Source organism: Anaplasmataceae bacterium AB001_6 (assembly GCA_020002265.1).
Classification (GTDB): Bacteria; Pseudomonadota; Alphaproteobacteria; order Rickettsiales; family Anaplasmataceae; genus AB001-6.
This window is the reverse complement of sequence record CP048228.1, coordinates 151,061-172,711: the sequence shown is the minus strand read 5'-3', so window position 1 is coordinate 172,711 and position 21,651 is coordinate 151,061. Positions and strand designations below refer to the sequence as shown.

16 protein-coding genes and 2 tRNA genes are annotated in these 21,651 nt (G+C 31.7%); 10 read left to right on the top strand and 8 right to left on the bottom strand.

Going from position 1 to position 21,651, the window contains the following annotated elements; translation table 11 throughout:
* Nucleotides 1-46: 46 nt before the first annotated feature.
* The 3 genes from GUI12_00845 (at nucleotide 47) to GUI12_00835 (ending at nucleotide 7,035) form a co-directional block, all read left to right on the top strand.
* On the top strand, nucleotides 47-2,416 hold the full coding sequence (locus GUI12_00845) for a hypothetical protein (GenBank protein ID UAT42708.1): 2,370 nt from the start codon (nucleotides 47-49) through the stop codon (nucleotides 2,414-2,416).
* Nucleotides 2,417-2,569: 153 nt separating this feature from the next.
* Nucleotides 2,570-5,176, top strand: coding sequence for a valine--tRNA ligase (locus GUI12_00840; GenBank protein UAT42707.1), 2,607 nt, complete (start codon nucleotides 2,570-2,572; stop codon nucleotides 5,174-5,176).
* A gap of 365 nt (nucleotides 5,177-5,541) precedes the next feature.
* Nucleotides 5,542-7,035, top strand: coding sequence for a methionine--tRNA ligase (locus GUI12_00835; GenBank protein UAT42706.1), 1,494 nt, complete (start codon nucleotides 5,542-5,544; stop codon nucleotides 7,033-7,035).
* A 533-nt stretch (nucleotides 7,036-7,568) separates the two neighbouring features.
* Here GUI12_00835 and GUI12_00830 read toward each other — a convergent pair.
* The 4 genes from GUI12_00830 to GUI12_00815 form a co-directional block, all read right to left on the bottom strand.
* Nucleotides 7,569-10,022, bottom strand: coding sequence for a leucine--tRNA ligase (locus tag GUI12_00830; protein ID UAT42705.1), 2,454 nt, complete (start codon nucleotides 10,020-10,022; stop codon nucleotides 7,569-7,571).
* A gap of 188 nt (nucleotides 10,023-10,210) precedes the next feature.
* Nucleotides 10,211-10,567, bottom strand: coding sequence for a hypothetical protein (locus GUI12_00825; GenBank protein ID UAT42704.1), 357 nt, complete (start codon nucleotides 10,565-10,567; stop codon nucleotides 10,211-10,213).
* 87 nt (nucleotides 10,568-10,654) lie between these two features.
* Nucleotides 10,655-11,860 (bottom strand): pyridoxal phosphate-dependent aminotransferase, encoded by a 1,206-nt coding sequence (locus GUI12_00820; protein ID UAT42703.1) that lies wholly within the window; start codon nucleotides 11,858-11,860, stop codon nucleotides 10,655-10,657.
* Nucleotides 11,861-12,083: 223 nt separating this feature from the next.
* The gene (locus GUI12_00815; protein ID UAT42702.1) at nucleotides 12,084-12,827 is read right to left on the bottom strand and encodes a flagellar biosynthetic protein FliR; all 744 of its coding nucleotides are present in this window, start codon (nucleotides 12,825-12,827) and stop codon (nucleotides 12,084-12,086) included.
* Nucleotides 12,828-12,904: 77 nt separating this feature from the next.
* Between GUI12_00815 and GUI12_00810 the strand changes: the two genes are divergently transcribed.
* Nucleotides 12,905-12,977, top strand: a tRNA-Ala gene (locus GUI12_00810).
* Between the two features lie 203 nt (nucleotides 12,978-13,180).
* Here the strand turns inward: GUI12_00810 and GUI12_00805 are convergent.
* Nucleotides 13,181-14,242: an NAD(P)-binding domain-containing protein gene (locus GUI12_00805; GenBank protein ID UAT42701.1), complete on the bottom strand. Its 1,062-nt coding sequence runs from the start codon at nucleotides 14,240-14,242 to the stop codon at nucleotides 13,181-13,183.
* Nucleotides 14,243-14,453: 211 nt separating this feature from the next.
* Between GUI12_00805 and GUI12_00800 the strand changes: the two genes are divergently transcribed.
* The 3 genes from GUI12_00800 to GUI12_00790 are packed head-to-tail and all read left to right on the top strand — an operon-like array spanning nucleotide 14,454 to nucleotide 16,996.
* Nucleotides 14,454-14,921 (top strand): peroxiredoxin, encoded by a 468-nt coding sequence (locus GUI12_00800; GenBank protein ID UAT42700.1) that lies wholly within the window; start codon nucleotides 14,454-14,456, stop codon nucleotides 14,919-14,921.
* A gap of 4 nt (nucleotides 14,922-14,925) precedes the next feature.
* Nucleotides 14,926-15,567 carry a hypothetical protein gene (locus GUI12_00795; GenBank protein ID UAT42699.1) on the top strand — a complete coding sequence of 214 codons (642 nt, stop codon included), beginning with the start codon at nucleotides 14,926-14,928 and terminating at the stop codon, nucleotides 15,565-15,567.
* A gap of 25 nt (nucleotides 15,568-15,592) precedes the next feature.
* Nucleotides 15,593-16,996 carry an HlyD family type I secretion periplasmic adaptor subunit gene (locus GUI12_00790; GenBank protein UAT42698.1) on the top strand — a complete coding sequence of 468 codons (1,404 nt, stop codon included), beginning with the start codon at nucleotides 15,593-15,595 and terminating at the stop codon, nucleotides 16,994-16,996.
* Nucleotides 16,997-17,075: 79 nt separating this feature from the next.
* Here the strand turns inward: GUI12_00790 and dut are convergent, their stop codons facing one another.
* Together dut and GUI12_00780 are read right to left on the bottom strand one after the other, a co-directional pair.
* Nucleotides 17,076-17,564: a dUTP diphosphatase gene (gene dut, locus GUI12_00785; protein UAT42697.1), complete on the bottom strand. Its 489-nt coding sequence runs from the start codon at nucleotides 17,562-17,564 to the stop codon at nucleotides 17,076-17,078.
* A gap of 131 nt (nucleotides 17,565-17,695) precedes the next feature.
* Complete coding sequence (locus tag GUI12_00780) at nucleotides 17,696-18,958, bottom strand: pyruvate dehydrogenase complex dihydrolipoamide acetyltransferase (protein UAT42696.1); 1,263 nt, start codon at nucleotides 18,956-18,958, stop codon at nucleotides 17,696-17,698.
* Between the two features lie 258 nt (nucleotides 18,959-19,216).
* Here GUI12_00780 and GUI12_00775 point away from each other — a divergent pair, with 258 nt between their 5' ends.
* Genes GUI12_00775 through GUI12_00765 form a run of 3 tightly spaced genes read left to right on the top strand, consistent with a single transcriptional unit; the run spans nucleotide 19,217 to nucleotide 21,466 of the window.
* The gene (locus tag GUI12_00775) at nucleotides 19,217-20,056 is read left to right on the top strand and encodes a DMT family transporter (GenBank protein ID UAT42695.1); all 840 of its coding nucleotides are present in this window, start codon (nucleotides 19,217-19,219) and stop codon (nucleotides 20,054-20,056) included.
* 50 nt (nucleotides 20,057-20,106) lie between these two features.
* Complete coding sequence (locus tag GUI12_00770; GenBank protein ID UAT42694.1) at nucleotides 20,107-20,973, top strand: EamA family transporter; 867 nt, start codon at nucleotides 20,107-20,109, stop codon at nucleotides 20,971-20,973.
* Nucleotides 20,966-21,466, top strand: coding sequence for a hypothetical protein (locus GUI12_00765; GenBank protein ID UAT42693.1), 501 nt, complete (start codon nucleotides 20,966-20,968; stop codon nucleotides 21,464-21,466). The genes GUI12_00770 and GUI12_00765 overlap by 8 nt, the downstream gene beginning before the upstream one ends.
* Here the strand turns inward: GUI12_00765 and GUI12_00760 are convergent.
* Nucleotides 21,445-21,522: transfer RNA gene (locus GUI12_00760), tRNA-Glu, on the bottom strand. The genes GUI12_00765 and GUI12_00760 overlap by 22 nt on opposite strands.
* Between the last annotated feature and the right edge of the window lie 129 nt (nucleotides 21,523-21,651).

Below are 21,651 nucleotides of genomic sequence, written 5' to 3'. Positions count from 1 at the left end.
AATTAAACAACAATAACATAATAATTAATTATTTCTAAAAAAAGAAATGGAATATATAGGAGAAGACAGTAATATAGGGAAAGATCAAGGATATGATGAGAATCAAGAAAGAATCACTCAGAAGAATAAATCATCTGGAAATTTTCTTTCTACCCTCTCAAAAAAAGTTTCTTTTTCAAAATATAAAACAGCAAAAAAAGCTGCAAAAATTGGCGATATAGCACTGGGAGTAGCAACAGCCTTACTCATGATAAGCTTAGTATCTGCAATGCCAGGTTTATCTTTTGTCACTATAGCCATCGCAGTTGGAGCTCAATTTGCATTTACCTATTTGAGACAAAAGCTTCAATTGAAACTTGCTCAGAAAATCAATGAGAAAAGATTAGAAGGCTTTGAAGAGAAGACCGTAGACGAAAAAAAAGAAATGTTAGATACCTCAGTTAGTGAAGAAAATAGAGGCACTGATAATAAAAAAGAGTTAGAAAATGATAGAAGGTCTCCTGAGAGAAAATTGACAGAGGAAGAAAAAATATCACGCTATAAAAGACGCAGATTAAATCAATCTCCTACAGAGATAGAAGGAGATAAAAAAATGCTTCTTCTATCAACCTGGAAAAGTATGGCCGTGGGATATGTTGCAGCTATTCCATTGGCTGCTCTAATAGCTACAATAACAGCGCCTTTTGCAATACCTATAGGAGCAACAATTGCTATGACATTAGCTCTCAGCATTCCAGTAGGTCATGTTATTTCAAAAGTCCTGAATAAGTTTCTAATCCCGGAGAAAATACATAAGTATGATGTAGCGAATTTGTTAGACTATGATCCTAAAGAAGATCGTATGCTAAAACCTAAGGAAGACAAAAGTATATCTGAAGATGCAAAAGATAGATCAAGTACTTCTGAGAAAGATGAAAGCGAAAGGTCGTCAGATTCCAGAGAATTTGCTTCTCAAAGAAATAAACGCTACATGACAAGAGAACAAAGAGAACAAAGAGCGCAAAAATTCGAAGAAAGAAGAAATCAAATGCCCCAAAGACCTGAAGAACAACAACAATCACCTCAGGCTGCTCCAAGATCTGTGTTCCCTGGACAACAACAATCACCTCAGGCTACTCCAAGATCTGTGTTCCCTGGACAACAACAATCACCTCAGGCTGCTCCAAGATCTGTGTTCCCTGGACAAAAAACTGATGGACAAGAAAGGCCTCAAGTGCCCCCTAAACCTGGACAAAGAATTGATGGACAAGAAAGGCCTCAAGTGCCCCCTAAACCTAGACAAAGAATTGATGGACAAGAAAGACCTCAAGTGCCCCCTAAACCTGGACAAAGAATTGATGGACAAGAAAGACCTCAAGTGCCCCCTAAACCTGGACAAAGAATTGATGGACAAGAAAGACCTCAAGTGCCCCCTAAACCTGGACAAAGAATTGATGGACAAGAAAGACCTCAAAGACCAAAGTTTAAAGCACAAGTCATGAGTTCTGATGCACAAAGAACTCAAACATTTGAACACTTTAGCAAAATAAGCAAGCAAGCATCACAAGCACAAAACTCCGAAGAGCAAAGACCTAAAGTACCAAAATCACGAATAATACAGCTTAATCCGCAGGCAGCCGAATATCTAAAGAATCAAATGCCAGGAGGTGAATTACCAAAAATATATCAAATGACACCTCAAGAACTGCGAGAAAAAAGAGCCCAAAGAAACGCACGAAGAGCAGAACAAGATATAAGAAAAGCCGATATAGAAGTACGAAGAACAGAACAAGGTGTAAGAAAAGAATTACAAAAGGCTGACAGAACAATTAGAAAGGTAGAACAAGATGCACGAAAATTGGAACAAAAAGAACAAAGAGATGCACGAAGATTGGAACAAAAAGAACAAAGAGATGCACGAAGATTGGAACAAAAAGAACAAAGAGATGCACGAAGATTGGAACAAAAAGAACAAAGAGATGCACGAAGAGACATGCGAAATGCTGACAGAGAAGTGAACAAGGCAGAACGAGATACACAAAGAGACATACGAAACGCTGACAGAGAAGTTAGAAGGTTAGGACGAGATGCACAAAGAGACATACAAAACGCTAACAGAACAATTAGAAGGGTAGAACGAGATGCACAAAGAGACATACAAAACGCTAACAGAACAATTAGAAGGGTAGAACGAGATGCACAAAGAGACATACGAAACGCTGATAATAATCTAGAAAATGAAACCCAAAGAATTACAAAACATACAATACAAAGAACACAGCAGGCTGCAGGATTAATAAGTAAAATAGCACAAACACTTGAAGAAGCAAAAAATCAAAACAAATATCCACCAAGTAGATTAAATGAAGGTCGTGCTCAAAAGGTTTCTCAGCCTAAAGAAGAAAAAGTCTCTAAGTCAAGAGGTAGAGGAGAATAGATGTCATATTGTGTTGAATCAAAATCTCAAATGATCAAAACATTTATTATAATTTTCTCGATCACAGAAAATATTAAAAAATAAGTATAAAATAATGTAAAAATATGTAATCTTTATTTTTATCAGATTCCATTATTTTTAGTTTTTTATACCATGCTGAATAACAAATATAATCCAAAAGATCTTGAGAAGAATCAAGGGGATAAATGGGCAAAAACAAGAATCTATAAGTGGAATAATACAAGTGATAATAACTACGTAATCGATACACCACCACCAACTATATCGGGAAGTTTGCATATTGGTCATATTTTTAGCTATTGTCATACAGATTTCATCGCAAGATATAACAGAATGAAAGGGAAAGATGTATTCTATCCTATGGGCTTTGATGATAATGGCCTGCCCACAGAACGCCTTGTAGAAAAGAAATTTAAAATCAAAGCAGGAACAGAAGATAGAACTGAATTCTTAAAGAAATGCCATGATGTATCGCAAGAATCACGTGCTATTTTCAAAGATCTGTTTAATAAAATAGGCTTAAGCATAGATTGGTCTTTGGAATACAACACAAACAGTGAAACATCCCATAAAATTTCACAGATGTCTTTTTTAGAATTGTATAAAAAAGGTCTAATATATAGAAAGTCCACCCCAATGCTTTGGGATAGTATAGATCAAACGGCAATAGCTCAAGCGGAAGTAGAAGAAAAAGAATTTCAATCTCACATGAATTATATAGCTTTTAAAATAGCTGATACAACATATGAAATTGCTACAACAAGACCAGAGCTATTACCCGCTTGTGTCGCATTGTTATATAACCCTGAAGATGAAAGATATCTCCATCTTAAAGGAAAAGATGCTATTGTTCCGTTATTTAATTTTAAAGTACCTCTCATAGCTGATGAAGAAGTGAAAATAGATAAAGGATCAGGATTAGTAATGTGCTGTACATATGGAGATGAGCAAGATCTCATTTGGAAAGAGCGTCATGATCTGGCAGAAAAAATAATAATTAATAAGTACGGTAAAATTAATTTAGAACATATCATTCAGACAGAAGTACATAACTATGCTGGTGATAGTTCTTTAGCAAACATTATTAACCAGCTACAAAAACTTAAAGTAAAAGACGCAAGGATAAAAATCATTGAATTATTAAAAGATACAGGAGATTTACAAAAACAAGAAGAAATATCACACTATGTTAAATGCGCTGAACGCTCTGGCATACAACTTGAGCTCATTCCAACAGAACAGTGGTATATAAAGATACTGCCATTTAAAGATGAATTGCTAGAAATAGGAGAATCGATTGTTAATTGGTATCCTCAATCAATGAGCAATAGATATGTACAGTGGGTTGATAGCTTAAAATGGGATTGGTGTATATCAAGACAAAGATTTTTAGGAGTTCCAATTCCAGCTTGGAAACATAAAAATACAGGAGAAATAATTTTACCTGAAATGGAAGATCTACCTATTAATCCAAATATTGATCTTCCTAAGGGTTTTAATAAAGATGAAATAATTCCCGTAAAAGACGTTATGGATACATGGGCAACAAGTTCTTTAACACCTAACATCAATGCACTGGGAATAAATGAAATTTTTAGCTTGGAAAAAACTAGAACACAAAAGTTATTGCCTGCTGATCTAAGACCTCAAGCACACGAAATAATAAGAACATGGGCTTTTTATACTATAGCCAAGACTTTCCTACATAATAAAGATCAACAGGAAAAATATCCTATGCCATGGAAGAATATCATGATAAGTGGCTGGTGTTTATCAAAAGATCAGCAAAAAATGAGTAAATCCAAAGGAAATATTATAGCTCCTCTTGAATTAATTGAAAGATTTGGTGCCGATCCCATAAGGTACTGGAGCGCAACCGCTAACTTAGGCACTGATACTGTCTTTAGTGAAGATGTAATCAAAAATGGGAAACGTCTCGTGACAAAATTAATAAACGTTGCTAGATTTGTATCAAATTTTGAAATCATAAAGAAACCAGATATAAAGAAGATAACAGCACCAGTTGATGTATGGGCAATAACTAAATTTGCTGAGTATATAAATATATTTGAAGAAGTAATGGATAATCGTCTTGATTACTGTAGAGCAAAATATTTTGCTGAAGAATTTTTCTGGAAAATTTTGTGTGACAATTACATAGAATTAGCAAAAAAAAGACTCTATACTACACAAGATAATAAAACCTCTGATGGCGAAACCGCTCTACACGCTCTAAATTATATGATGATAGGGGCGTTGAAGATGTTTGCACCCTTCTTGCCATTTGTGACAGATTATCTATATGAATACCTTTACAGTGAAAGATCCATACATGCTAAAGGATCATGGCTAGAAAATCACAAAGAAATAATTAGCTCACATGATCCAGAAAAGTATTTTTTAGGAGAAATAGCATGCCAAATACTAGAAGAAATAAGATCGTGGAAATCTAAAAAACAGATATCCATAAAAAAACAGATATCAAAAATAGTTTTAAATACCTCGCCACAGAGTCAAATTAAAAATGAATCAAAAGTAGACGCTGATGATAATGCAATAGATAATTCAAAAAAACTAAGTACTGATTCAATAATTAAAACAGATAACTCTAAAGTTTCATTATGGATGAAAAACATGAAGAATGCAGAATTTGACCTTATACATGCTTGTAATGTCTCAGAGGTAGAATATAAAGAAGGCGATAATACAGATAAAGTAATATTAGATATATTCGAATAATATTGATATAAGATATTCCGGTCTGCTCAATACATTACGTTCTTTTTAGATGAAAATACAGGTCAAATAATTTTAGATAGAAGTGGATAATATTACTATTTTATTAGTTCAAAATATAAATAAATGAACAACAAAATAATTAATACAGATTTTTATTTTGTTGTGATAAATAATCTCATCTATATCTATAATACGTGACGAAATAACTCTCAAGAATAAGTATGATATATTGAAATGGTCCTATCAATCATTTTAAAATTTAAATACTTCATTATAATTCAGTGATATTCTTTATCTCGATACACTGAACAGTGCTTATAAAAAGAGTGAAAAATTAATAGCTTTTAGTTGAATAATTAAAAAATATGACAGCCTATATAACTACACCGATTTATTATGTTAATGATGTTCCTCATATAGGGCACGCTTATTCAAACTTAATAGCAGATATATTAACAAGATATTATCTTCTAAAAGGGGAAGATGCTTTTTTTGCTACCGGCACAGATGAACATGGCCAAAAAATAGAAAAATCAGCTAAAAAACAGGGAATAAATCCAAAAGAGTACGTTGATAAAATCAATAAGTATTTTGAAGATCTAACTAAGATAATGAAACTCAAAAACACTGATTATATAAGAACCACCGAATCCAGACATATAAAAAATGTTAATCTAATATGGAACAAATTATATGAATCTGGATACATATATAAGGATAGTTATAAAGGATGGTATGCAGTAAGAGATGAAGCTTTCTATACCGAAAGTGATTTAATAGACGGCAAAGCACCCACTGGCGCAGATGTTGAATGGATAGAAGAAGAAAATTATTTTTTTAAACTATCTGCATTTCAAGATAGATTAATAGAACATTATGAAAAGCACCCTAACTGTATATTTCCCGATAGTAGAAAGAATGAAGTTTTATCTTTCATTAAATCGGGATTAAAAGATCTATCTATATCACGTAGTAGTTTTAAATGGGGAATATCTGTCCCAAATGATCCCGAACACGTTATATATGTATGGATAGATGCTCTAACAAATTATCTGACAGTAGCGCAATACGCCGAAGATTCCAGAGGAAAATTCAACGAAATGTGGAATAAAAGTAAGGTGATTCACATCATCGGAAAAGATATTTTGATGTTTCATGCAGTCTATTGGCCAGCAATATTAATGGCATGTGATATAAAAATCATGGATAACTTATTAGTCACAGGGTGGTGGACAAACGAAGGACAAAAAATATCAAAATCCCTTGGAAATGTCATTGATCCTTTTGAAATTATAGATAATTTTGGTTTGGATTGTTTTCGTTACTTTTTGGCTAGAGAAATAACAGTTGGCAAAGATGGTGATTTTAGTATATCAAATTTAAAAAATAGATTTAATTCAGAATTAGCAAATAATATTGGAAATTTAGTACAGCGTACTACATCAATGATATATTCAAAAACTCTGAATCGTTCAGTTAGAAAGAACCTTGATAATAATCTCCTCTTAGGTGAATTTTACAAGATAAAAGGTTCCTTAGAGAATATTGAACAATTCAATTTCAATAAAACGCTCGATGATATACTAAATTTATCATCTAAAGCAAATGCCTATATAGAGGATAATGCACCATGGAAATTGACTAATGATCAAGAAAAATTAGAAAAGGTCTTGTATACTGCAATGGAAATGATTAGGTGTATCATAATTGCTATGCAAATCTTTATTCCCGAAACAGCAAACTCTATACTGAATTTTATGGATATAGAACAAAGGAATTTTGATGCATTAAAGATAAACAATGCAAAAGATATCTATGAAATAAAAAATAAGCCTGATGCTTTTTTCATGCGCAAATAACACAATATCTTAAGAACATAACTCTATTCATATTCTTTTAATAGCAAACAATATGCTAAAAATGCTTATCCTGTTATTCTGCGCTAAATTTTAACGTCTTTTTCATTGCACAGGGATAAATTAATGTCAATGCAATAAGACAGCTGGAAGGATTAAATGTAGAATATCTAATATGTGTATTCTTAAAATATCAAAGACAAACAACAAAAATAACTTATTTATCCAAAGAAAGAGATATAACCCTACTAATAATTACGTATTACGTAATAAATTCGCATCTAACGCATAGATAGATACCTATAAAAGCAAAAATCGCAATAAATATCTTTATATATTTTTCACATTATTTAAAAATAATGATTTATCATTGATACGATTATGATAATATATATATAATTAGAAATATTGCTATAAAAGTATTTATATGAAACAAATTACATGCTATACTTAGCATAGCTCCTTAGAGTTCTCAATACGACAAATCCTAGTCGTAAAATTTCTTTCCCCTATATCTAACTCTGGGGAGCAACTTTTTATAGGACAATATTTAATATTTTCCTAGGGATAAAAATAGTTTTAACTATTTTCTTCCCAGTAATGTATTTATCTAATTCTTTTTTTGCAAGATCTATAATTTCCTTTTCCTTAATATCAGCTTGTACCTTTAAAATTTTTCTCACTTTGCCATTTATCTGTAATGCAATATTGACCCTTTCTTCAATACAAAGTGATGTATACTCAGAAGTTTCTGGCCATGATACCAACAAAAATTCCTCTCCTGTTAAATCAGACCATAATTTATATGCCAGAGAAGGTGCAAAGGGCTCTAAAACAAGAATCAGAATTCTTAAAAAGTGCCTGATTACTTCCACATCATCAATTTTAACAAGATAATTAAATATCTCGTAAAGCTTTGCTATAGATTTATTAAATAAAGATTTTTCCATATTAATATTCAATTCTTGCAAAATTTTCCCCAGATTATATATGTCTTCTTTATTACCTTCAGATATCGTAAGATCAAAACATTTCTCTATTCCATTTTTCTCAATAAATTCACCAACCATTCTATAAATACGATTGATAAAACGTGAAACACCTTCTAATCCATTATCTGACCAATTCATATTTCCTTCTGGTGGATTATCAGACATCATAAAAATACGCACTACATCAACACCATATTTTTTTATGATATCTTCAGGATCAACAATATTTTTCTTAGATTTACTCATTTTTTCGCTGCGCCCTATGGTAAATTTAGTACGATCTAAATTAGCAGCTTCTGAAGGATATAACCACTTATCATTTGCATCTTTAAAAGTTGGATGACATACCATTCCTTGAGTCAATAATTTTTGAAAAGGCTCTTTAAGATTGAAATATCCACAATCACTCAGTGCACGTACAAAAAATCTGGAATATAACAAATGCATAACAGCATGCTCTATTCCTCCAATGTAGTAATTAACCGGCATTAAATCACTGATTTTAGAAAAATCTATGTTTTTTATATCTTGACTACAAAATGCCAAAAAATACCAAGAAGATTCAAAAAAAGTATCTAAAGTATCTGTATCACGCAATGCATCAGCGCCACACTTAGGACATGTAGTATGCTTCCAATCAGGATGCTCATCCAGAGGATTTCCCTGGCCAAAAATTAAATCGTCTTCCGGAAGAGTTATTGGTAAATCAGCAATAGGTACAGGAACAATTCCACACTTAGTGCAATGTATCATGGGTATAGGACAGCCCCAGTACCTTTGTCTAGAAACACCCCAATCTTTTAATTTATAATTAGTTACTGGCTTTCCAAGCTCTAGATCTTGTAGCTTTTGTATACAAACATTTCTTGCTTCTTTACAAATTAAACCATCTAAAAAATCAGAATTAACTATAATCTCCTCATCTATTGTAATATTTGGTAATTTATCTTCAGATTCAATTATACTTTTAACTTCTAATCCATATTTAGTTGCAAATCTATAGTCTCTATCATCATGAGCAGGACAGCCAAATACAGCCATAGAACCATAATTGAGAACATAATCTGCAATATAGACAGGAATATTAAAATCCTCTTTAAAAGGATGTTGAGCAAACAACCCTGTTTTAATCCCTATTAAATCTTGTAATTGATTATTTTTCTCAATGATACTAACATCAATATCCCCTAATAATTTGGACACAATTGGATGTTCAACACTTATTGCACAAAAAGTTGCTCCAAATATTGTTTCTGGTCTGGTTGTAAAAATAGTGATTTTTTCTTCATGATCCAATATTTTAAAATCTATGTTAACACCTTCAGATTTACCAATCCATTTGCGCTGCATACTTAAAACACTTTCTGGCCATTCTCCTAGGCTATCAAGTTCTGATAATAAATCTTCTGCATAATCTGTAATACGAACAAACCACTGCGATAAATCCTTTTGTTCAACTTCTGCACCTGATCTCCAACCTTTGCCATTCACAACCTGTTCATTTGCTAATACTGTTTTATCTACAGGATCCCAATTAACCTTGGCATTTGCTCTATAAGCTATTCCTCTCTCATAGAATTTAATAAACATCTCTTGTTCATGTTTATAATATGATGGATCACAAGTTATTATCTCCTTATCCCAATTATATGAAAAAGCAAACCTTTTAAGCTGATCTTTCATAGTTTCAACATTACTATAAGTCCATTTATTAGGAGATAAATTTCTTTCCAAGGCTGCATTTTCTGCTGGAAGACCAAAGGCATCCCACCCTATTGGATGCAAAACATTATAACCCTTGGCTCTTTTATAACGAGCTATAACATCACCTATAGTGTAATTACGAACATGACCCATATGTAATTTCCCTGATGGGTAAGGGAACATTGATAATACATAATATTTTGGCTTTGTATCAGAGGCATCAAAAATAAAGTTACACTTTTTAAAATAGGTAGATTCTATTGTATTGAAATCATATGTAAAAGAAGACTGCATTTTATAAATTTCATAAAGAGACAATATGAAACATCATTATAATCTAAAGAAAACGACAGGTAACGGATTTTTTTAATATATACTTTGAATTTATTTTAAACCTTCAAAGTATTCATTCGGTATAATGGTGATTTTTTAAGCATTTACTGTAAAAATCGTAATCTAAAGAAAATCACATATATTGGATTTTACCCTGCAATTCCTTTATCAATACCTTTACCAATAACATTGGAACGCATTCGTGTATCAGAAATTGATTTAGTAGCGCCATTAAAAGCATAATTAAACGCCTCTTCTTTTACATTACCATCCATACCCTGACAAGCTACAAATACTGTTTCTATCAGCTTAATTTTATCCTGTGCTACGCTTATGCCTTTATTGGCATAATATCTGACCTGATGTGCTATTGGGCTAGCATCATCTTTAGGCTCACCAATATAAAGATTAACTGAAACATTAGCACCCCTAGGGTCACGCCCTTCCACTGCCAACGCAATATAAATTCTCTCTTTTGAACTGTAATTATCGTCTTTATTAGACATATAAAATTAAACGAATATCAAAGCTAATTTTAACAGACAAATAGCTAAATTTAGCTTAAAAATAGACCGATAACGCAGTTATAAAATCTATGAAAGATTTGATATAGCATCTTTTATGCGTTTACAGGCAATACGTAAATTCTCTTCTGAAGCGGCATAAGATATCCTAAAGTGATTTGGTATTCCAAATATAACAGCAGGAGTAACCGCAACATAATATTCCTCTAGAAGGTACATAACAAAGTCATAATCATTACTTATAACTTCGCCTTTTGGTGTCTTTTTTCCTATAACACCAGCACAGCTAGGTAAAACGTAGAATGCTCCCTGAGGAATATGCACTTTCAAGCCAGCAATAGAATTCAGTAAATTTACCACGATATCCCTTCTCTGTCTGAAAATATCACAACGCAAATTTAATTGTTCATAGGATATTTCATTAAGAGCGGCTATAGCTGCTCTTTGTGCTATTGAACATACGGCTCCTGACGAATTAACATGAAATTGACGCATTTTTTTCATTACTTCTTCATTGCCGGATGCAACATATCCAACACGCCATCCGGTCATGGCATAAGCCTTTGAAAGACCGTTAACTATGTAGACTCTATCAAGAAGATCTTTATTTTCATCTAATATATTGGAATACTTAACATCATATACTATGTACTCATATATATCATCAGTTAAAACACTGATTTGCTCATTTTTCCTCATTATATCAGATATCGCATCAAAGTCTTTTTTTACATAGACATAGCCAGAAGGATTACTAGGAGAATTAATAACGATCATCTTTGTTTTCGATGAAATCTTACTTTGCAAATCGGCAGCATCTATTGAAAAATCTTCATTACAATCAACCATTACTGGTTTTGCGCCTATAAATTCAAGCATACTAACATAAGAGAACCAGTAAGGTTTAAAGAGTATAACTTCATCATCTTTGTTCAGGATTGTCATGAAAACATTAAATATAGCTTGCTTTGCTCCTCCGCAAATAAGAACTTGATCACGGCTGTAAATCAAATTTGAATCTCTTTTCATTTTAGCTATCACTGCATCTTTTAATTGTACTTTACCATCCATTGGAGGATAATGCGTATCATGATCATTCACTGCATTTATTGCAGCATCAGAGATAGATTGTTCTGTATTAAAATCTGGTTCTCCTAAATTTAATGATATAATTTCCCTTCCTTGCTCCTTTAATTGTTGTGCTCGATTCGATATCTGTGACGAAATCATTCCACCTTTAATTCTCAATACACCATCAGAGAGATACAAATTCATAAAATAAACGAATAAATAAAAATACAGATGTGGTGATTATAACACAGCTAAGAAGAAAGAATAGAGCTATTTATATTACTCTTCAATTGACAAATAATGCGTACAAGGACTAGGCAAACCTTTATCTTCTTCATTTGTAACTCCTTGAGTACAAGAGCTCAATAAAAAAACAGCAAATAATAAAATAATAATTACACGTATATTCATTTTCTATTTATTAGTGTCATACAAGAAAAGTTTGTTCTAGTATATTGTGATAATATTCTCTAAAGTAAGTCATAACACTCAATAAAGAAAAATATAAAACAATGAATAAAATGTAAATTTGCAAAGGCAAACTGACAAAAAACACTTGAATCTGAGGTACCAATCTATTGAGAATCCCCACAGCAAACATAAAAATAAGCGATATAAGCCATATAGGAGCAGATATTTTAAGGCCAAAAGCAAATATGTCATCCATGTTATGACAATAAAACATCATCATATCATTCATATTTTTTGTCTGTGCTATGGGGATGATATCGTAACTTTGAATAATAACCTTCAAAAACAAGATATGTGTATTACTAGCAAAGAACATAGCCACAACAATCCAGTTAAAAAATTTAACCATAATCGTACTTTGTGGATCAAGAATATTATTCAGCACCATAAAGCTAGTAACATTTGCCTGAGAGCTAAGAACTTCTCCAAAAAATATAATAGCGCTAAAAGCTAAATAGGTTATACTGCCTATGATTAATCCGTTAAACAACTCTAATATAATACATAAGATCAATTCTGTTTTTATTAATTCTGAACTATTTATATAACCTGCTACACAAAAAGAGAAAATCGTTGCAAATATAATCTTCGATTTTGTAGAAAAATAATTACTGATCGGTATTAAAAGTATAAAAGATGATATTCTACAAACTATAAGTAGAACATGTAGCAAAAAATCATAACCAAGTAAGTTATACATAAATAAAAAACACAATAATCTGAATAATTTGACCAATAACTCAAATAGTGATAACATTATCACACTGTGCAATTTATGGGGGCATAGCTCAGTTAGTAGAGCGTCTGTTTTGCACGCAGAAGGTCAGCGGAGCGATGCCGCTTGCCTCCACAAAACTGCAAGAGCCCACATACTAACGTCGATTAGTAAAATGTAGATTAATTTTTGATTCGCTAAATTCCGATTCAGTTGCCAGTTCTTAATTAATGAAATAATACATTCCACTCTTTCTAATTTAGTCTAACAATTCATTAACATATGAATACATAACAAACATATCTTTTTTACTGTTTAATATGAGATTTCTATTTCTGCTAATTCTTTATTCGGCTCTCAGAATTTTTATATTTTTTCATAATTCTTCTGATCTGTTGTGGATTCATAACCTTTGAAATGAATTCACTCTTTTCTTCCCCATTTAAAATGACCCCTATTGTTGCTTCAATAATAGGAAACATTTCTGATATTTGTTTTTCCTCGATAAACTTATTTATAGATCGCAAAGTAGATAAACCCTCTACTAATGTATAACTCATATTAGTATCGGAAATATTCTGAGCAAACTGAAAACCAAAATTCATATTACGGGATTTTCTGGTATAACAGGTCAGCACCATATCACCCATTCCTCCATAAGAATGGAATACATTATCCAAATCAGATTCTGAATCTGATCCTAATATAAAATTAGCAAACAATTTACATTCTTTAATAAGAAGAGTAAAAAGACCAGCAGCAAAATTTTCCCCAGCTTCTAAGCCCCTAGCAAAACCCATTATAAGAGCAGCAACATTCTTAATGGCACCATATATTTCCAAGCATGGAGTACCTATCGAATATTCCAAATAAACAGAATCTCCTTTAAAAGCATAATCCAGCATATTGCAATAATTCTGCACCTTAGAATCATCAATATTATCTGCAAACGCAATGGTCGTAAACCAAGGTCTAGAGCAAATTACTTCTGAAGCAAGATTTGGACCAGCAAGTATAGCAAAGTCATTACTAAAAATTGAATTAAATATCTGCGATACAAAATAAAAACTACCCTGCTCTATCCCTTTAGAACAAGATATAAACAAGACATCTTTATTAATTTTCGTCTCCTTCAGTTTTAGCAAAACATCCCTAATGCTCATAACCGGAACTGCAAGAAAAATTATTTGGCAATCTTTCAAATCACTGAGCAAATTTACTGCTGATACATTATCAGCAAATTTATGCTCAGAAAAACAAATTAAATTCTTCTTCTCATTATTAATTCCCTTTACTACAACAGGATTTCTGCTCCACACTAAAACATCTATCCCTGATTTTGCAACACTGAAAGCTAAAGCAGTTCCCCAAGATCCTGCTCCTATAAAACCTATTTTCATGATCAAAAAAGTCAATACTAAAGCTATTAACTGTTTCTGTTCTATACATAAAGCACAGAACTACCCAACTTATAACTCTAACATTCTTTTATCCAATAGCAAGAGTTATAAATAGTATAGCTTCAGTAGAAATAAATGATTTCCTAAAAAGTAGACAAAGTATCATTTGACACTTAAAATTTCCTTTTTGGTAAAAGCTTTTAAGAATATTATGTTAGCTAAAGGATCAATAGATAATTTTCAGTTACTTTCACAGAAAGGCGAAAACATGGATTTTGCCGATACAGCAGAAAAGAATTCATTAATCATTCTGTATTTTTATCCCAAAGATAATACTCCAGGCTGCACAACAGAAGCAAAAGATTTCAACGATAATCTAGATTTTTTTATGGAGAATAATGTTGCAGTATTTGGAATATCACCAGATAGTGTAAGTTCTCACAGAACTTTCGCAGATAAATATGACTTAGAATTCCCGCTTTTATCGGATCACGATAAACAACTCAGCAGAAAATTGGGAGTATTACAAGAAAAATCCATGTTTGGAAAAAAATATATGGGTATTGTTAGATCAACTTTTCTGATTTCTAATAAAATGGAAATTATCAAAAGCTGGGAAAAAGTTAAAGTGCGCAATCATGTGCAAGAAATAATGAAATATATTGAAGAATTAAAGTAGTCTTATGCGTTTATTTTCTCTTTTATTTATTCCGATTTTATCAATTGGTTTTTCGTGTATAACTAATGAACAAATAAGTGAAAAATCTCAGCCCCCTAATTCTTTTAATAAAGCATGGGTAAGTAACGAAATTGTCACACCTACTGCTTCAATCAATCTGATTATAACAAAAATTAGCAAAGATAATATTTTAGAAGGATTTATAAGATTCCAAATGCATGATAAAAAAGATAAAATGTTATCTTTTGATCCTGGTTCTATAGGAAGTCCTGTAATAATAAAAGATTTGAAAGGAATCAATAAACTTTCTGTATGTTGGTCTGAATCTGAAAAATATGTGAATAATAAAGCCGATTATCCAATATATAGTAACGGATATAGCGATGCTTTTGTATTTCCAATTAAAATGCAATTAAAAAGTAATAATAAAAAAGAAGAACGTAGTTTCACAATGAATTATATGTCATGTGGAGAAGCATGCATTATGATAGAGCAGAAAATAAACTTCAAACTATCTGATGTCAACAACATGAAATACATTAACAATATTGAAAAGAAAAATTTAGTTTTTCAAACAAAAATAACTGAAAGTTGTGATATAATTACTTTTAGTAAAGAATGTGTTAAAGAAATTAACTATAAGTAGATTTTTATTAAATAAGTAAGTAAATATGAATAATTCTTGTGATTTAACAATACCAATACAGCAAAAATCTGCAAATAAAGATTTAATAGAGCTGAAAAATTATTTCCATAGACCCAGATACATTGGTTTGATGGCAATATTTGTTTTTTTTGGAATTTTTGGCAGTTGGGCAAGTTTTGCTCCATTAGATGGTAATGTTATGGCTCCGGGAGTGATTATTCCTGTATCTAGAAAGCAGGTTGTACAACACAGAGAAGGAGGAACAATAAAAGATATAATGGTAAGGAATGGAGAAAAAGTAAATAAAGATCAACCTCTTATTGAATTATATAAAACACACGATAAAACTGATTTGAGAAATCTGAATGAAACGCTAGTATATTTATTAGCAACAAAAGATGCTCTGAATGCACAGTATGTTGATAATGAAGATTTAGAATTCACACAAGAAATATACGATATTATAGCAAATAATGATCTTTCATCGGATGTATTAGCTGCGCGTAAAATTTCCTTTCACAGTCATAAAAATTGGCTTGCAAATCAAAAAGCGATAATGCTTAATCATGTGAATCAACTAAATAGTAAGATTAAATCTCTAGAAATTAAAAGAAAGGCTAGCGCTAATAATTTAGTGCTAATGCAAAAGCAATTCAATCGTAAAAAAACGTTACTAGAACAAGGTTTCTTAAGTTCAAGTGAATTTGAAAAAGCAGAATCTCAGAAAATAAATATAGAGCAAGAATTAAAGGAATTGGATAATTCTTTAACAATATTAGAGAATCAAATACAAGAAAAAGAACTGGAAATACAACAACTTATCATGAATGATAAAAATAAGCTTTCTTCTGAATTGACAGATATTTTGAAAAAGATTCAAGATGTGACAAATCAAATAAGCAAAACTCAATGCACAATAGATAGTGCCATAATAAAGTCTCCTTCTGACGGTATAGTATCTGGTTTGGAGTATAACAATATAGGTGGGGTTATTCCTCCTGGATCACCTGTAATGGAAATAGTACCTAATGATGACAATATGATGATAGAAGCTCACATTTCTCCTCAAAACATGGAAGAAATACTGGTAGCTCTTGGTAACAAAAAAGCGCATATCAAAGCAGGTGAAATAAGTGGAGTCCCTGTGAAAATTAGATTCACAGCATTTAATTCGAGAAAACTTGGAATGGTAACTGGTATTCTTACCTATGTCTCAGCAAATGCTCAACCTTCTTCTGATGGAAACCCTCCTTATTACAGTGCTCATATTATGATACCAAAAGAAGCAAAGGCTAATGTGGAGCGTATCGCACCTTTGCATCCTGGAGTTCCTGTAGTGGCATTTATTAAATATACTTCACGAACCTTGTTAGACTACTTGTTATCACCTTTGACGAGTTCTATACAGAAAGCGGTTAATGAAAAATAATCAAGCTGCTATTGAATGAAGAAAATTCATTATCAAATAAATCAAAATATAATCTGGGATTCACAAGTTCAGTAAGAATTTAGTGAGTTCCAGTAGAACCGAATCCTTTATCTCCTCTTTCAGTATCTGAAAGATCTTTGCAAACACTCATTATCGCTCTGGTATATTGGGATAAAATAAGCTGTGCTATTCTTTGTCCTTTAGTGATTTCAAAATCACTATGCCCTAAATTTATCAAACCAACTTTTATTTCGCCTCGATAATCACTATCAATTGTTCCTGGACTATTCACGATTGTCACGCCACTTTTAATAGCCATCCCAGAACGCGGCCTGACCTGTATTTCATATCCTGGTAAAATTTCAACTGCAATTCCAGTTGGCACAATTTTTATTTCTCCTGATTTTAAGGTTAAGTTATCAGTTATTGCCGCTTGCACATCAAATCCCGCACTTCCTTCAGTAGCATACTTAGGAGCATTGATTCCCAATTCCAAAGCATAAGATAGAATTTTAATCTTAAGAATTGCGGAGTTCACATCAAGTTTTTTATCAAGTGTAATGATCATAATCTAACTATAGAATCAAAATTTTTGCTCTTCTCTTTGGGAATATCTCATAAAATTTCCACAACATATTGAGAAAAAACGTTACCTTACATCTTAGTAATTTTAGAAGGACTATTATAATCTCAAATCTATTAAACTAAGATATTCAGTGGATTTTCAATATAGAATTTGAATCTATCTAAAAACCCTGCAGCGACAGCACCATCCACAACACGGTGATCACAAGATATAGTAAACGTCATAAAATTAGCCACACTAATGTTATCACTATCATCCACGAATGGTTTTTTTATCATGGAGCCAACAGAAAGTATAACAGATTGAGGAGGATTGACAATTGCATAGAATTCTTCAACATTATACATTCCAAGATTAGAGACAGTTAAACTCCCTCCTTGATATTGCTCAGCGCTCAAAGTACCGGCTTTCGCATGCTTTATCAGTTCTTTAATTTCCTTTGAAACAATACTAAGAGGTTTTTGATCTGCTGAACTGACAATAGGAGTAATAAGCCCTCCTTCGATAGCAACTGCTACAGCGACATCTACTGTATTAAAATATTTAATATGATCATCAGCCCAAGATACGTTAACATCTGGGATATCTCGCACTGCAAATGCTGCTGCTTTAACTATAAAATCATTCACTGTAATTTTCACATCTACTATCCCAGCGTCCACTATTTCTTTTCGGAATGCTTTCAGCTTATCAACGTTACAAGTAGTCTTTAAATAAAAATGCGGTATTGTAACTTTTGATTGCAATAGCCTATCACCAATGACCTTTCGCATTGGTGTTATATCCACTCTGGTGTATTTTCCAGCACTCATAGTTGGCATATTCTTCATTTGACTTATAGCACTACCACCAGATTGGGAGAATTCCTCTATATCTTTTTTTACAATTCTACCATCTGCTCTTTTTGGTTTAATTTTTGTAATATCTACTCCCTTACTGTTTGCTAAATTTCGCGCTACAGGTGTAATGAAAATTCTATCTCCTGTAGATATTTCTGGAAGACCAACATTCTTTATCGAATCTACTTCAGATTTCACCTCAACATTTGTACTCTCATCTGAACTTTCAGCAATCTTAGCAGGAGATGAAGATTTGGCTTCATTGATTGCATTTTGTATATCTTCTTCAGTATCTCCTTCAACTGACAGAACCCCGACTAAAGAATTAACAGGCACATTTGATGTATCATCATCAACAATTATCTTAGCAAGAACGCCATCTTCTGGTGCTTCAAATTCCATTACAGTTTTATCAGTTTCTATCTCAAAAAGGACATCCCCTAATTCTACGCTATCAGATTCTTTTTTTAACCATCTAATTAATTTCCCGCTTTCCATCGTAGGAGATAATGAAGGCATAAAGAGCTTACTAACCATATCAAAAGCCAATGAACATAATATATATAGCGACTATACTATATCCTATACAAACGATTGTAAAGTTCTGACATTACCTCTTCTAAAAAGCGCTAATAAATATGAAGCAAAGCACAAAATATATTTGTCTTTTATTAATAAAAACAGCATAACTAATATAGTTTGCAATTAATAAAATTTTAACCTATAATCGCTGTGATTTACTGTAATCTAAAATAGACAGTAACAGATTACTTAAATATTTTCCGAGTATTCGGTATGAAAAATATCGACAAATTGTGTGCTCTTTTTGTGTCTTTAACTATGGCAATAAATTATTTGGTTCAAAAAGAAGTGGTCAAAACCTTTCCTCCATATTTGATGTTCTCTTTGGAGGCATTAATCGTTGTTGTGTGTACTTATCCTTTCAGTAAAAAGATGCCGTTACCGTTCAGCAAAATGATGCTGTTATCGTTCATATGGGGTCCATTAACATATTGTAGTCTAATTGCTGCTGCAAGCATGGGTCTAGATGTAAGTGTGATGCTAATAGCTGGCAAAACAAATACTATTTTCGCCATAATAATATCTGCAATTTTTCTCCGAGAGAAGATTACTACACGTTCAGCTTTAGGTGTACTAATGGCATTTATTGGGCTCATTGTTTTAACAAAGGCTCCTAATGTGTTAGACAAGCCCTTGGCATTTTTATTAGTAATGGTATTTGCGATATCCTGGGCTATTTATACTGTACTTATTAAGATTTACAAACCCAAGGACATGCTTGCTCTTTTGTGTTGGTTATGTATGTTATCTTTTCCACAAACTATTTTTATATCAATAATATTTGAAGAATCTTTTTCTCTATTGCAGATAAATGCAACAAGTATTGTAGGTCTTGTTTATCTAGCTTTAATAGGAATATTTTTGACTATGTATATATGGTATTCTGTAATAAGCAAAAATGATATAAATAAAATAGTACCTTTCATATTATTAACACCAATATTTGGATGTTTTTTAGCATATATAATATATAGAGAACCTATGAGCACAAATATGATTATAGCTTCTATAATGGTAATCTCAGGAGTTGCAGTGAGTACCATACGAAGGTAATATATTATTATTCTTTTATCATTGCTATTGGCTGCTTAACAGACTGCATCATGTACAAAAAGGGCAGTAGTTTGGATTTTCTCTATGCATTTTTGGTTGCATTTATTTGGTCTGGAGATTATATAGTAAAGAAATTTCTAGTTTCTGCAACAAATATACCGCCTTATCTTACTGTTTCATTACAGTGTGCACTAGTAGCAGTTATTTTATTTCCGTTTTGTCCAAAATTACCTACCAAAAAATTGAAATTATTTTTCATATCATTTTTATGGGGGCCATTGTGTTATGGGAGCATGCTAATGGCTTTAAAGTGTGGGATGCCAGTGAATGTTGCATCCATTATAGCTAAGACGAATATTATATTTCACATTATTTTATCGATAATATTCCTTAAAGAAAATATAGATTTTCGTATATTATTTGGATTATCTATTCTGATAATTGGTGCTTTTACGCTAATTGAATGGTCAAATATAGAATTAAATATTTTGTCTATTGTATTCATATTATTATTTGGCATGGCCTCAGGATCATATTATTTTTTTATTAGATATTTTAAAATACAAAATTCATTGAGCTTAGTATGTTGGGTTTCAATATTTACAGTCCCACAGACAATGTGTATATCATTGGTATTTGAATCATATACAGCTATAAAAGATATTTTTTTTGCAGATTTAATCCCAATAATTTATTTAGCAATATTTGGAAAAATTATTGGATTATCCATTTGGAATAAAATAGTCATAAGAAATAGCTCACATAAAATATTACCTATCTCCTTGACTATACCGTTTATAACATCTGTATTATCATATTTCATATATGGAGAGATAATTTCAAAATATCAAATATTAAGCATTATAATAATATTAGTGGGTTTGATTACATTAAATATAAAAAAAAGTAATGTTTAAAAATAAATATATCAGAAGAAGATTATACATATTCACAATAACAGCGATTGTTATTTCTTTGTTATTTTATATGTTAATAACACTATTATCAAAAAATATATCTTTCTTTTATACAACAACAGAAGCATTGGAGTACATAAGGAATCAAAGTTCTTCACAGGATAATTATATAAAAGATTTCAATAAACAAATAGGAATACAATCTTCTAAATCCATGAGAATAAGTGGTTTTGTTGTAGAAAATAGCACAGAAAAAATCAATGGAAAAATTAGCAAATTTGATATATCAGATGGAACAACAACCATGACAGTTAATTACACAGGGACATTACCACCAATATTTAGAGAGGGGCTGCAAATAATTGCAAAAGGTTACATAGACAGTAAAGACGAAAGATATGTAATAGAAGCACAACAAATCTTAGGAAAACATGATGAACGATATATTCCGAAGAGCAAATATCAAAAACATGGTGACTCTCACGGGATTTGAACCCGTGTTTACACCGTGAAAGGGTGTTGTCCTAGACCGGGCTAGACGAGAGAGTCACATCAACATCACTCACTAACAAGATTACATTATTTTCTCTTACTTTTCCATAATAAATAATCATTTTCATATTATTTCTACAAAAATTAATAAAATTTTATGAAGAATGCTAAATTTAAGTAATTTGC